The sequence below is a fragment of the Intrasporangium sp. genome, from assembly GCF_032907665.1.
In the GTDB taxonomy this organism is placed as follows: Bacteria; Actinomycetota; Actinomycetes; order Actinomycetales; family Dermatophilaceae; genus Intrasporangium.
Genome location: NZ_JAJJPG010000059.1, coordinates 7,337 through 20,493, shown reverse-complemented (window position 1 = coordinate 20,493; position 13,157 = coordinate 7,337). Strand labels below are relative to the sequence as shown.

Annotated in this window: 10 protein-coding genes; 4 read left to right on the top strand and 6 right to left on the bottom strand. The window is 71.2% G+C overall.

Going from position 1 to position 13,157, the window contains the following annotated elements:
• A partial coding sequence (locus LOY02_RS10465) for a sensor histidine kinase (RefSeq protein WP_317182300.1) occupies positions 1 to 1,006 on the bottom strand: 1,006 nt, incomplete at its 3' end.
• A 154-nt stretch (positions 1,007 to 1,160) separates the two neighbouring features.
• Here LOY02_RS10465 and LOY02_RS10460 point away from each other — a divergent pair.
• Positions 1,161 to 2,771 carry a potassium/proton antiporter gene (locus tag LOY02_RS10460; protein ID WP_317182299.1) on the top strand — a complete coding sequence of 537 codons (1,611 nt, stop codon included), beginning with the start codon at positions 1,161 to 1,163 and terminating at the stop codon, positions 2,769 to 2,771.
• On the opposite strand, the gene purD is transcribed toward LOY02_RS10460, so the two are convergent.
• Complete coding sequence (gene purD, locus LOY02_RS10455) at positions 2,715 to 3,989, bottom strand: phosphoribosylamine--glycine ligase (RefSeq protein WP_317182298.1); 1,275 nt, start codon at positions 3,987 to 3,989, stop codon at positions 2,715 to 2,717. The genes LOY02_RS10460 and purD overlap by 57 nt on opposite strands.
• A gap of 50 nt (positions 3,990 to 4,039) precedes the next feature.
• On the opposite strand from purD, the gene LOY02_RS10450 reads away from it, so the two are divergent.
• On the top strand, positions 4,040 to 4,333 hold the full coding sequence (locus LOY02_RS10450) for a hypothetical protein (protein ID WP_317182297.1): 294 nt from the start codon (positions 4,040 to 4,042) through the stop codon (positions 4,331 to 4,333).
• Positions 4,334 to 4,369: 36 nt separating this feature from the next.
• Here LOY02_RS10450 and LOY02_RS10445 read toward each other — a convergent pair whose 3' ends face one another.
• Positions 4,370 to 5,002 (bottom strand): GNAT family protein, encoded by a 633-nt coding sequence (locus LOY02_RS10445; RefSeq protein WP_317182296.1) that lies wholly within the window; start codon positions 5,000 to 5,002, stop codon positions 4,370 to 4,372.
• A 61-nt stretch (positions 5,003 to 5,063) separates the two neighbouring features.
• Here LOY02_RS10445 and LOY02_RS10440 point away from each other — a divergent pair, with 61 nt between their 5' ends.
• Positions 5,064 to 7,355 (top strand): HelD family protein, encoded by a 2,292-nt coding sequence (locus LOY02_RS10440; RefSeq protein WP_317182295.1) that lies wholly within the window; start codon positions 5,064 to 5,066, stop codon positions 7,353 to 7,355.
• 308 nt (positions 7,356 to 7,663) lie between these two features.
• On the opposite strand, the gene lysS is transcribed toward LOY02_RS10440, so the two are convergent.
• The 3 genes from lysS to LOY02_RS10425 form a co-directional block, all read right to left on the bottom strand.
• Positions 7,664 to 9,478: a lysine--tRNA ligase gene (gene lysS / locus LOY02_RS10435; protein WP_317182294.1), complete on the bottom strand. Its 1,815-nt coding sequence runs from the start codon at positions 9,476 to 9,478 to the stop codon at positions 7,664 to 7,666.
• Positions 9,471 to 10,784 (bottom strand): adenylosuccinate synthase, encoded by a 1,314-nt coding sequence (locus LOY02_RS10430; RefSeq protein WP_317182293.1) that lies wholly within the window; start codon positions 10,782 to 10,784, stop codon positions 9,471 to 9,473. Before LOY02_RS10430 ends, lysS begins: the two co-directional genes overlap by 8 nt.
• Before the next feature lie 219 nt (positions 10,785 to 11,003).
• Positions 11,004 to 11,969 carry a hypothetical protein gene (locus tag LOY02_RS10425; RefSeq protein ID WP_317182292.1) on the bottom strand — a complete coding sequence of 322 codons (966 nt, stop codon included), beginning with the start codon at positions 11,967 to 11,969 and terminating at the stop codon, positions 11,004 to 11,006.
• A gap of 224 nt (positions 11,970 to 12,193) precedes the next feature.
• Here LOY02_RS10425 and LOY02_RS10420 point away from each other — a divergent pair.
• Positions 12,194 to 13,157, top strand: a 964-nt coding sequence (locus LOY02_RS10420; RefSeq protein ID WP_317182291.1) for a diacylglycerol/lipid kinase family protein, incomplete at its 3' end; no start/stop codon positions are given.

Genomic DNA, 13,157 nt, shown 5'->3' with positions numbered 1-13,157 from the left:
CGGGCGCATCGATGGGCACCTCGACCACGACCTCCGTCCCCCGTCCACGGCCGCCCCGTCCGAGCGCGCCGACCCGCACGGTGCCGCCCACGAGCCGGGCACGCTCGCGCATCCCGGCGATCCCGGTGCCGCTGCCGGACGACCCTGCAGCGGCTCCTTGGCCCACACCCACGCCGTCGTCGCTCACCCGGAGCACGACGGACCCACCGCGTCGGGACAGGGACAGGGAGGCCTGCCGGGCGTCGGCGTGCCGGGCGATGTTGGTCAGGGCCTCCTGGGCCGTGCGGTAGAGGACCAGCTCGGTCTCCGGGGCGAGCGCGGGCAGGCCCTGGCCGAAGGCGCGCTCGACGGGGATGCCGGTCGTCGTCTCGAACTCCGACGTGAGGCCGGTGAGGGCGCCTCGCAGGCCGAGGTCCTCGAGAACCCCGGGCCTCAGGCGCTGAGAGATGCGTCGAACCTCCTCCAGGGTCACGCGGGCCGTCTCCCGGATCCCCTCGAGCTGCCGGGCGACCTCTGGCTCGGACGCGTCGATCGCACCCTTGAGCCCGAGAAGGACGGCGGTGAGGCTCTGGCCGATCTCGTCGTGCAGCTCCTGGGCGATGCGTTGCCGCTCGGCCTCCTGCGCTCCGAGGACCTCGGCGGTGCTCACCCGCCGCTCGCTCTCGAGACGGTCGATCATCGCGTTGAAGCCGTGGACGAGCGGACCGGCCGGCCCGTCCTCGTCCCCCTCGAGACGGAGTCCCGGCTGGCGGAGGTCGATCCGGGCCATGGTGTCCCGGACCCGGTCGAGCGGGTGGAGCAACGACCGGAGCAGCAGTGCGTTGACGACGACGATGACGGCGAGACCGACGACGAGGACCACGGCCTCCTCGAGCAGGACCCGGGACGAGACGGTGGCCGGGGAGAGAGCGAGCGCGAGCGTGCCGACGACGAAGACGCCACCGTTGATGAGGCACACCCTCCAGAAGAGCGATGGTGAGGCACGCCGGCCCATGGCTCGACCCATGGGCTCAGCCTAGACACGAGCGACCGGCCGACCCGGAAGATGGGTGTCACCACGGATGGCGGTGGAGCCGGCCGCACCGCGAAGGTGCTGGTATGGAGACCGCCCTCGTCGTGACGGCCGCCTTGAGGGTCGCGGAGCTGATGCGGCTGCTCAGATGAGCGCAGCCGACCTCAACACCCTGCTCGTCGCCGCGGCGGCCATCGTCCTCCTCGGCGTCAGCGCAGTGCGGCTCTCGACCCGCGCCGGACTGCCCAGCCTCCTGCTCTACCTCGCGATCGGCGTCGCCATCGGGGAGTCAGGGCTCGGGATCCGGTTCGACGACGTGCAGCTCACGCAGGTGCTGAGCACGGTGGCGCTCGCCGTCATCCTCGCTGAGGGGGGCCTCACGACGAACCTCTCCGTCGTCCGGCCGGTCCTCAGTGTCTCGTTGGTGCTGGCCACGATCGGGGTCGGCATCAGCGTCGCAGTCACCTCGTGGATCGCCTGGCTGATCCTCGACGTCGACCTCCGCACGGCGCTCCTGCTCGGCGCGGTCGTCTCGTCGACGGATGCCGCGGCCGTCTTCGCCGTGATGCGCGCCCTGCCGATGCGTGCGCGGACCCGCGCGACGCTCGAAGCCGAGTCTGGCTTCAACGACCCCCCGGTCATCATCCTCGTCACGCTGGTCGTCTCCGACGCCTGGGAGACGATGACCGTTGGCACGGCGCTGACCGGCTTCGCCGTCCAGATGGTCATCGGTGTCGTCGTCGGCGCTGCTGCCGCCCTCCTCGGCAGCCTGCTCCTGAGACGGATCGCCCTGCCGGCCGCGGGCCTCTACCCGTTGGCCCTCTTCGCGTTCGCCTTCCTCGGCTTCGGCGTGGCGGGGATGGTCGGCGGGAGCCCCTTCGTCGCCGCCTACGTCGCCGGCCTCATCCTCGGCAACTCGAACCTGCCACACCGGGTGGCCACGGTCGGTTTCGCCGAAGGGCTCGCCTGGCTTGCGCAGATCGGGCTCTTCGTCCTGCTGGGACTGCTCGCCTCACCGGCACGTCTCGGCGAGGCGGTGCTGCCGGCCCTCGTCGTCGGCACGGCGCTGACCTTCGTCGCACGCCCGGTCTCAGTGTGGCTGTGCACGACGCCGTTCCGGGTCCCGTGGCGAGAACAAGCCTTCATCTCGTGGGCGGGCCTTCGCGGCGCGGTACCCATCATGCTCGCGACCCTGCCGATGAGTGCTGGAGTGGCCGGGGCCCAGACGATCTTCGACGTCGTCTTCCTCCTTGTCGTCGTCTTCACCCTCATCCAGGGGCCGACCCTGCCCTGGCTGTCACGCAGGCTGGGCATCTCGGACGAGGTCGGCGCGAGGGAGCTGGCCTTCGAGCACGCCCCCTTCGAGGACATCGGCACGACGATGCTCACCGTGGACGTGCCTCCCGGCTCCCGCCTCTCGGGCGTGGAGATCCGTGAGCTCCGGCTCCCGGACGACGCCCTCGTCGCGCTCGTCCTGCGTGCCGGCCAGCTCTTCGTCCCCCACCGGGAGACGAGGCTGCGCACCGGCGACCAGCTCATTCTCGTCACCGCGGAGCGCGACCGGGCCAGGACGGAGGGGCGACTGCGCGAGGTCAGTCGCGGGGGACGCCTCGCGGAGTGGCACGCCCCGCGGTCACGTCCCGGGGCCGGGCCCCGCCCCGGGGCAGCCGCCCACGGGGTGGCCGGGTCGCGGACGGTCGGATCAGACGACGAGCTCTCCGCGCTCGGCCCGGAGCGCGATGTCGGTGCGGTGGTGTGACCCTTCCAGCTCGATGAGGGACACCGCGTCGTATGCCGCTGACCTTGCCTTCGCGAGGTCACTCCCCACCGCGAGGACGTCGAGTACGCGCCCGCCGGCCGAGACGAGCACCCCGTCCTCGTCGAGTCTCGTCCCGGCGTGGAGGACGACGACCCCGGGGATCTCGGCAGCGGCGTCGAGACCACTGATGGGGGCTCCCGTCCGCGGCGCGGCCGGGTATCCCTCCGAGGCGATGACCACGACGACGGCGTGGTCGTCGGACCATCGCAGGCGCCCGAAGCCCTCGAGGTCACCGGTCGCAGCGGCGAAGAGCAGCTGGGCGAAGGGTGACTCGAGCCTGGCGAAGCTGGCGTGACCGTCGGGGTCACCGAAGCGGGCGTTGAACTCGATGACCTTGGGCCCTCGGCCCGTCAGAGCGAGGCCGACGTAGAGGACGCCGACGAAGGGCGTGCCCCGCCGGTGCATCTCGTCGATGGTCGGCTGGGCGATGCGCGCGACGACCTGGTCGGACAGGTCGGCGGGTGCCCAGTCGAGCGGCGAGTAGGCGCCCATGCCGCCGGTGTTGGGCCCCGTGTCGCCGTCGCCGACTCGCTTGAAGTCCTGGGCCGGCTCGAGTGCCACGACGTGCGTCCCGTCGGAGATGCAGAAGACCGACACCTCCGGCCCGTCGAGGAACTCCTCGACCACGACGCGGCCGGCGTCCTTCGACAGGCACCGCTCGGCGTGGCGAAGTGCCTCGTCACGGGACTCGGTGACGAGCACGCCCTTGCCGGCGGCGAGCCCGTCGTCCTTGACCACGTGCGGGGCACCGAGCGCGTCCAGGGCCGACTCGACCTCGGCCAGGTTCGTGCAGACGTGCGCGAGCGCCGTGGGCACCTCGGCGGCGGCCATGACCTCCTTGGCGAAGGACTTGCTGCCCTCGAGCATCGCAGCCGCGGCGGAGGGTCCGAGGACCGGGAAGCCGGCTGAGCGGCATACGTCCGCCACTCCTGCCACGAGCGGCGCCTCAGGGCCGACGACGACGAGGTCCACGTCGTGGTCGCGCGCCAGCGCGGCGACCGCCTCGCCGTCGAGGATGTCGACGGGCACGCAGAGCGCGGTGGCGTCGATGCCCGGGTTGCCCGGAGCGGCGATGACCGCGTCGACCTCCGGGTCGGCAGCGACGGCCTTGACGAGGGCGTGCTCACGGGCGCCGGAGCCGAGGACGAGGACCTTCACGGCGGCCAGCCTATTGGCTCGTCCGCGTGGCCGAGTGACAGCATGCCTCCATGAGCGAGAGCACCCACGTCGAGGTGAGCGCGCTGGCCATCAACGTGACCGTCCCGGAGCACCTCCGCTGGACGGACACGCGGCGCGGTGAGGAGTTCGAGCTGACCACTCTCAATGTCCGGCTGCTCCCCGACGGTCACCTCGCCGCAAAGGCATACGGCCGGCCCACCGCCGGCGGTCGCGGCAACTATGTCTCGTTCAGGGTTCCCGACCGCCCCGAGCTCGCGGCCCTCGTGGTGGAGGCGGCCCATCGTGCCGGGGCGCTGTGGAGCTCCCACTCCGGCCTCCGGTGATCCGACGCCGGCCGGCACCGGACGCGAGCGCGCGGCTCAGGGCAGGCGGCGACGCAGTCCCGCGCGGACTGCCGGCCACTCGTCGATGAGGATCGAGTAGACGGCCGAGTCCCGCCACGTGCCGTTCGCGCGGCGGACGTCCCGTCGCGTGACCCCCTCGAAGGTGGCGCCCAGCTTGAGGATCGCGGCGCGTGACCGGGCGTTGATGACGTCGGTCTGGATCTTGACCCGCCCGAAGCCGCAGGTCTCGAAGGCATGGGCGAGCATGAGGAACTTCGCCTCCGGGTTGACGACCGTGCCCCACCAGCGGGAGCCGTACATCGTCCAGCCGAGATGGACGTGCTCGCGCTCCGTGTCGACGTCGCCGAGCGAGCTCGTGCCGACGACGGTGCCGGCGATCCCGAGGTCCGAGTCCTCGACGAGGCGGATGGTGTAGGCGGTACGGCCCGTGCCGTCCGGGTTGCGCGCGGCGATCGCGGCGGCGGCGAGGGCCTCCACGTCGGCCTCCGAGCCCGGAGGGGAGGTCATCGCGTAGCCCTGCGTGTAGACGACCGGGTCGGTGTAGACCGCGTAGAGGCCGTGGGTGTCCTCGGGGCGCATGACGTCGAGACGCACGACCTGACCGATGAGCGGATCGCCAGTTGGTGGGATGCACCCCATTGCAACCATGGGAAGACAGTAGACTTGATGGTTCCCGCGCCCCATCACGGGTGCACCGTTGAACCATTGGATGGCAGTGAGCTCCTCGTCCTCCCAGACTCGAACGGCCAACCCGCCCGGCCACGTCACTGCCGTCCCCGACGTGGTGGCCCAGCAGATCGCCATCGAGCAGGCCCATGTCGACCGTGTCCTCGCCGAGCTCGAGAAGGCCGGCCTGCGCGCCGACGTCGTGCAGGCCGAGGGGCTGGCGCGGGGCCAGCTCGGCCGTTCGGTCGAGGTCGGCGACGCTGAGGGAGCCGGCCTCTTCGAGCGTGACGCCCTGATGTTCCACGCGGCGCGGCGGCGCAGCATGCTCGACACGCAGTACGAGGGCCTGGTCTTCGGTCGCCTCGACATCGACCACGCCATGCTCCGCGAGGGCACCTCGGCTTCCGCTCCTCCCTCCGCGGGCTCCAACGGCCACCGCCCCGAGGACCGCGAGGTGCGCTACATCGGCCGGCTCGGCGTGCGTGACGACGACTACGAGCCGCTCGTCATCGACTGGCGGGCGCCTGCGGCCTCCGCCTTCTACCGCGCCACGCCGGTCGAGCCGATGGGCGTGCTGCGTCGGCGGGTGCTGCGAAGCAAGGGCTCGACCGTCATCGGCGTCGAGGACGACCTCATGGTGCCCGAGGCCCCGGACGACCTCGTCGTCGTCGGCGACGGCGCCCTCATGGCCGCGCTGACCCGGTCCCGCGGCGAGCGCATGCGCGACATCGTCGCGACGATCCAGGCACACCAGGACGAGGCGATCCGGGCGAGTGCCCGAGGGGTCACCGAGATCACCGGGGGGCCGGGCACCGGCAAGACCGTGGTCGCGCTCCACCGCGCCGCCTACCTGCTCTACTCCGAGCGGCGGCGTTTCGAGTCGGGAGGCATCCTCGTCGTCGGCCCGTCGGGCGCCTACACCGCCTACATCGAGCGCGTCCTGCCGTCCCTCGGCGAGGAGTCGGTCACCCTGCGCGCACTCGGCGACGTCGTCGACGCCGTCGACACCGAGCGCCTCGACCCGCCCGACGTGGCCCGGATCAAGGGCTCGACCCGGATCCGGGCGCTCCTCGGCAGTGCCGCGCGTGGGCGAGTGCCCGACGCCCCCACCGAGTTCCGCGCCTTCGTGGCCGGCCGCGCGGTCCGTCTCGACGCGCGAGCCCTCGACCGGGTCCGTTCGCAGGTCCTGCGCCAGCACCAGCGAAACCTCGCCACGGCAGCCGCCCGCGCTGCGCTCGGCGAGGCGGCCTGGTCGTCCCTCGGGATCACAGGGGACCGGGAGGCCCGCGAGGAGTTCCTCGACAAGTGGGAGGACCACCTCGAGGTCGAGGCCTTCATGGCGGTGTGGTGGCCGCAGGTCGATCCGCGCGAGGTGCTCGTCTGGCTCGCCGACGCCGACCTCGTGCGGCGTCATGCTCGCGGGTCGCTCGACGAGCACGAGGTGGACCGGCTCGCAGGCTCGTTCGCGACCGCGCTGGAGACCGGCACCTGGTCGGTCTCCGACGTCGCCCTCATCGACGACCTGTCCGCCAGGATCGGCCTCGTCCAGGACGCTCCCCGGGAGGAGCGTGGCTTCTACGAGATCGAGGAGCTCGAGGACCTGAGTCAATACGGCGTCACCGAGGTGCAACCGGTCTCGGCCGCCCACGAGAGCCGCGCCGAGCACGTCCCGGACGACCCACGCGGGCGCCTGCTCGCAGGGCGCATCGGCAAGCCGGAGGAGTTTGCCCACGTCCTCGTGGACGAGGCGCAGGACCTCTCCCCCATGCAGTGGCGCATGATCGGCCGCCGCGGCCGCCATGCGTCCTGGACGGTCGTCGGCGATGCCGCACAGGCTTCGTGGACCGATGTGGACGAGGCCGCCGCTGCGCGCGAGGAGGCCTTCGGCACGCAGCCCCGGCAGGCGTTCCACATGGACACGAACTACCGCAACGCGCGAGAGATCTTCGACTACGCCGCCGAGGTCGTGCGCCGGCACGTCCCCGATGCCGACATCCCCAAGGCAGTGCGCGAGACGGGCCACGACGTGGTCGTGGGCACGCTCGGCGGTGACGCGCTCGAAGCGGTCCAGGAGGCCCTCGGTGACCTCCTCGAGGAGGTCACCGGCCCGATCGCCGTCGTCACCCCGCAGCCGTATGCCGCCCAGCTGGCTCCCCTCGCCGGCTCGGCCGGCGGGCGGGTGCAGGTGGTCGACCCGATGTCGACGAAGGGGCTCGAGTACGACGCCGTGGTCGTCGTCGATCCCGACGAGATCACGCGGGAGTCGCCCGGTGGGGTCCGGGTGCTCTACGTCGCCCTGACGCGGGCGGCCCACCGGATGACCGTCCTGTCCTGACGGGTCCCGAATCCTCCCCTGCAGAAGGTAAAGAGTTGTTCAAGGATTGGCGAGATCCGTCGACTCCCAATGAGGTCCACGGGATGATGTGGAGGACGTCGACGGCGTGCGAACCACCCACCCTCCCCGCCGGTCTCTCCCCCCGAGGCCCCATCGACGTCCGGTGCTCTCTCGGCCTGCCGAGGAAGCGCACCGGGCGGGGGACGTGATGCACCCCCCCTGCATCTCGCCCCCCGCCCAACACCATCACCCTGTCGAAGCCCCGGTTCACAACGACGTGACCGGGGCCTTCGCTCACCGAGCCCTGGTCAGTGGCCGAGCAGTCGGCGCGTGCGATCCGCCCCCACCGCGAGCAGCAGGGTCGGCAGACGTGGGCCCGTGTCCTTCGCGACGATGAGGCGATAGACGAGGGCGAAGAAGGCACGCTGCGCCTTCGACAGCTCGGGGTCCCTCACCTTTGCCTCCGGATCGAGCCCACGCTGGATCTTGGGCACGGCGTAGACGAGGTGCGTGAGCCCGTCGAGCGACCAGTGGTCGTCGAGACCGTCGACGAGCATCCGGAGGGACTCGCGCTGCTCGTCGTCGAGGGAGGCGAGCAGCTCGGTGTCGGGCTCCTCGCGCACGATGGTCCGGTCCTCGGCGGGCACGTAGCCGAGCATCCACCGCTCCGCGCAGTCGAGACGGGGCCGCAGGTCGTCCGTCGACGTGACCGGATTGTCCGGGTCGAGGTCCGAGAGGATGCGCACGGCCTGGGCCTCGTCGCCCTGGGTGATGTCGATGACCGACGCGATCGTGCGGAAGGGCATCGGCCGCGGCGTCGTCGGCAGGGTCTCGACGCCGCTCCCGCGAGCGACCGAGGTGGCGCGCAGGTGCGCTGCCACGTCACCTGGCTGCGCCCCGCCCTCGGGGCCGCGCGAGACCTTGCGGACCAGCGCGTCCCACTCGTCGTAGAGCCGCTGCAGCTCCGGGCCGAAGGCGATGTCGAAGCTCTGGTTGGGACGGCGGCGCGCATACAGCCAGCGCAGCACCTGCGGCTCCATCACCTCGAGGGCGTCGTTGGGGATCGGCACTCCCCCCTTGGACGAGCTCATCTTCGCCATGCCGGCGATGCCGACGAAGGCGTACATCGGGCCGATGGGCCGCCTCCAGCCGAAGATCGGGGCGAGGTCCTTGCCGACGACGAAGCTCGACCCCGGGCTCTGGTGGTCGACGCCGGACGGCTCGAAGAGCACCTGCTCATACCCCCACCGCATCGGCCAGTCCACCTTCCACACGAGCTTGCCGTTGGTGAAGGTGTCGAGGTCGACCTGCTCGGTGTGCCCGCACTTCGTGCACGCGTAGGAGAGCAGGTGGGAGTCGTCGTCGTAGGCCGTGACCGTCGTGAAGTCGGTGCCGCACACGGAGCAGAACGGCTTGTAGGGGAAGTACCCGGCCCGACCCTCGCTGCCGTCATCCTCAGTGGCCGCTCCCGACCCTCGCTCGGCCTCGGTGGCCGCCGCCGCCTGCTCCTCGGTGAGCTTCTGCTGCTGCACGCCGGGCGGGTCGTGCCTCTTGCCCTTCCCGGTTGCGCGCTGCTTGGCCTCAGCGGCAGCCTCGAGCGTGCGGTAGCGGCCGAGGACGGTGTCGATGACGCCGCGCTCGCGCATGGCCAGCAGGATCTGCTCACGGTAGGCGCCCGCCCGGTACTGCTCGGTCTGGCTGATCTGGCGGACCTCGATGCCGGTGGCCTGCATCGCCTCGAGAAGGGGCGCCTTGAAGTGCTCGGCCCAGTTCGCGTGGGGCGACCCGGGCGGAGCCGGAACCGACGTCAGGGGCTTGCCGATGTGCTCCTCCCACGACTCGTCCACCCCGCTGAGGTTCTTCGGCACGCGCCGGAAACGGTCGAAGTCGTCCCACGACAGGATGTGCTCGCACGCGATGCCGCGCCGCGTGATCTCGTCGGCGACGAGGTGCGGTGTGATGAGCTCGCGGAAGTTGCCGAGATGGATCGGCCCCGAGGGGCTGATCCCCGAGGCGCAGACGATCGGCCCGCGGATCCCGCGCTCCTCCGCCTCCCGGATCACCTCGTCCGCGAGACGCGTCACCCAGTCCTCGGGGCGGACGGCGGCTTCCTGGTCAGGCACGGCTCTCCTTGGGGTTCAGGGGGTGGCGCTCGATGATCTCGTCACGACCGGGGCCGACGCCGATCGCCGAGACGCGGGCACCGATGAGCTCCTCGACCCGCAGCACGTAGCGCTGGGCGTTCTCGGGCAGCGCGTCGAAGGTCCGGCACTGCGTGATGTCCTCCCACCAGCCGGGCAGCTCCTCATAGATGGGCTTCGCGTGGTGGAAGTCGCTCTGGTTGACGGGCATCTCGTCGTGGCGGACGCCGTCGACGTCATACGCGACACAGATCGGCACGGTGTCGAGTCCGGTCAGCACGTCGAGCTTGGTGATGACGAAGTCGGTGACGCCGTTGATCCTCGTCGCGTAGCGTCCGACGACTGCGTCGAGCCAGCCGCAGCGCCGCGGGCGGCCGGTCGTCGTGCCATACTCCGCGCCGGTCTTCCGGAGGAACTCGCCGTTGTCGTCGTCGAGCTCGGTCGGGAACGGCCCCTCTCCCACGCGCGTGGTGTAGGCCTTGAGGATGGCGATGACCGAGTCGATCCGCGTCGGGGGGACGCCGGACCCCGTGCAGGCCCCGGCCGAGATCGCGTTGCTCGACGTGACGTACGGGTACGTCCCGTGGTCGACGTCGAGCAGGGTCGCCTGACCCGCCTCGAAGAGCACCGTCTCGCCGCGATCGAGGGCCTCACTGAGCACGAGCGACGTGTCACTGACCATGGGAGCGAGCCGAGCGGCATACGACAGCAGCTCGGTGACCACCTCGTCGACGTCGGCTGCTCGCGTGTTGTAGATCTTGGCGAGGACCTGGTTCTTGAACGCGAGGGCCGCCTCGACCTTCTGGCGCAGGATGCCCTCGTCGTAGAGGTCCTGGACGCGGATGCCGATGCGGTTCATCTTGTCGGCGTAGGTGGGGCCGATGCCCCGGCCCGTCGTGCCGATCTTGCGCTTGCCGAGGAAGCGCTCCGTCACCTTGTCGAGGGTGCGGTTGTACGGCGGGATGAGGTGGGCGTTCGCACTGACGAGCAGCTTGCTCGTGTCGACACCACGAGCCTCGAGGCCGTCGAGCTCCTCGAAGAGGACGCCGAGGTCGATGACGACGCCGTTGCCGATGACCGGCGTGCAGTTCGGGCTGAGGATGCCGGAAGGGAGCAGGTGCAGGGCGTACTTCTCCCGCGTGCCGTCCTGCTCGATGACGACCGTGTGGCCGGCGTTGTTGCCGCCGTTGAACTTGACGACGTAGTCCACGCTGCTGCCGAGCAGGTCGGTCGCCTTGCCCTTGCCTTCGTCGCCCCACTGGGCTCCGACGAGCACGATTGCCGGCATCAGTCCGCCTTCCGTTTGCCTGCTGAGCCAACGGCAAGGCTATCTGCTCGCCACGCCTCCCCCCGACGGCCGTATGCCGCTCACCCGGGTCCGCGCCCAACGCTCGCGCCGGTGGTGGCCAAGCCGGTCGGTCCTGGCCGAGTTGGCTGATCGCTGCCGGCTTGGCTGATATCTCGGCCAAACGACCGTGGGTCGGGCAACCTGCCAGATATCGCTGCGTCAGTTCCGGCGTGCCGACCGGCGGATCGCGGCGTCGACAAGACCGCGGACGCGATCGGGGTCCTTCAGGTCGGCCCAGGTCAGGCGCACGACCTCGTATCCCAGCGATCGGATCCGGTCCTCCCGCTGCTTCTCCTCCCACAATGCCGCCGCGGACGTGTACTTCACCCGGCCGTCGAACTCGACGAGCACCTTCGTCCCGACGATTCCGAAGTCCGCGCGATAGCCCTGCCCTCCAGGGGTCCACTGCCCCGTTGTCGGCACGACGAACTGCGGTACGAGCCGATGACCGAGGGTGCGCAGGACGAACCCGGTCACGGTCTCTCCGGGCGACTCGTGCCGTCCGTCGCACCGAGGCAGTGCTGCCCGCACGCGATGGACCCCCGGACGTCCTCGCAGGACGGACACGGCACGAGTGAGGTCCTCACGGGTCACCAGGCCCCGGCCCAGGGCTGCATCGGCCGGGACGAGGAAGTCCAGGGGACCTGCGAGGCCCACCAACGCGATCGCCAGGGCGGGGTGTGTCGTCGCGCGGTCCGTGTCAGGCAGGGCGGACACGCTGGCCGGGACCGGTGGCGCAGGCGCACCTCGCCGTCGAGTGCGAATGGCCGGCCCCGGCCGTGGGTGGACGAGGAGGTCCGCCTTGCGGTGCCCTCTGCTCGACGGGTCGGTCGCCATGAGGTGCACCACCGACAGCTCGGGCTCGTAGGTCGGCAGGTCGAGCCGGATGAGTGCCGAGACATGACTGGCGACGGCCTTCGTCCCATACTGCTCGAGGAGCGCCACGGTGCGGAGCCGGTGTCGGGTCATGTCGTCACTCGGGTCCTCCGTCGTGAACCATCCGTGGTGGAGCCGGTGACACTGGCCTTCGCGGAGGCGTCGTCGCAGCTCGTCCGGACCGATGCCGGCCTCGCGGGCCCGGGTGTAGGGGAAGACGGAGTCGCGGGCAACGAGGGACAGGTCCATGTCTGGACTGTGACGGCGATCCAGTCCCCGCGCGAGAGGTGACGAGCAGCCTGTGGACGGTGGCCTCGCCCCCGCGTGGGGTGGGGAAATCCATTTCTCCGGGCGACTTTCGCTCGTTTGGCTGACACAGCAGCCAAACGGACACAGACCACCCAGCCGTATGCCGCTGGGCCGGCTCCCAGCACAGGCCCCTGCAGGTGCCGACCCTCAGGCACACTCGGGGAGTGCGAGTTGCCGTCGTCGCGAACCCGATCAGCGATCCCGACGGCCGTGCCGTGGCCGCCCTCGTGGCAGGTTGCCGGTCCCGGGGATGGGCCCCGCCGGCGGTTCTCTCGACCACGGTCGAGGACCCCGGGGCCGGTCAGGCGACCTCAGCCGTCGCGTCCGGCGCCGAGCTCGTCGTCGTCTGCGGCGGCGACGGAACGGTCCGTGAGGCGGCCAGCGCCCTGGCCGGGTCCGGTGTGGCACTCGGGATCGTGCCGCAGGGAACGGCGAACCTCTACGCCCGCAACCTGCACCTCCCCCTCGGGTCGATCCCTCGGGCGGTCGACGTGGCGCTCGACGGTGAACCGCACGACGCGGACCTCGGGAGGGCGCGCTGGGGCCGGCCCGACGGGGAGGTGGGTGAGGGCGCCTTCGTCGTGCTCGCCGGGATCGGCCACGACGCGCGGACCGTGGAGCTCGTCAGGCCGGCCCTGAAGAAGCACACGCAGTGGCTCGCCTACGTCATTCCCGCGCTGGTCACCCTGGGATCGCCCCTGCTGCCGATGACGTTCAGCATCGACGGGGGCCCGCCTGTGCGTCGCCGGCTCTGGTGCCTGCTCGCAGGCAACGTCGGTCGCATCCCGCTCGGCATCGAGGTGCTGCCAGGCGCGCGGATCGACGACGGTCGCCTCCACGTCGCCGTGGTCGCCCCGAGCCGGGTCGTCGGCTGGGTGCCGATCGCGCTCAAGGGCCTGCTGCACTGGCGGGGCGACGTGCCCGGGCTCGAGTACACCGTGGCGACGTCGGTGCGGGTCGACCCCGAGGCGCCGCTGACGATCCACGTCGACGGCGACGAGTACTCCGGGGTGGCGTGGCTCGAGGCGTGGATCGAGCCTCGTGTGCTGCGCGTGCACACGCGTCGGGAGGGCGGCGTTGCCGGGTCCGATGCGTCCGGGTCCGATGCGTCCGGGTCCGATGCGTCCG

Bases quoted from the DNA above. Each gene is read 5' to 3' on its own strand.
- LOY02_RS10445 (WP_317182296.1), bottom strand. From the start codon at position 5,002: ATGGTTGCAATGGGGTGCATCCCACCAACTGGCGATCCGCTCATCGGT.
- LOY02_RS10450 (WP_317182297.1), top strand. From the start codon at position 4,040: ATGAGCGAGAGCACCCACGTCGAGGTGAGCGCGCTGGCCATCAACGTG.
- LOY02_RS10460 (WP_317182299.1), top strand. From the start codon at position 1,161: ATGAGCGCAGCCGACCTCAACACCCTGCTCGTCGCCGCGGCGGCCATC.
- LOY02_RS10440 (WP_317182295.1), top strand. From the start codon at position 5,064: ATGGCAGTGAGCTCCTCGTCCTCCCAGACTCGAACGGCCAACCCGCCC.
- LOY02_RS10430 (WP_317182293.1), bottom strand. From the start codon at position 10,784: ATGCCGGCAATCGTGCTCGTCGGAGCCCAGTGGGGCGACGAAGGCAAG.
- LOY02_RS10425 (WP_317182292.1), bottom strand. From the start codon at position 11,969: ATGGACCTGTCCCTCGTTGCCCGCGACTCCGTCTTCCCCTACACCCGG.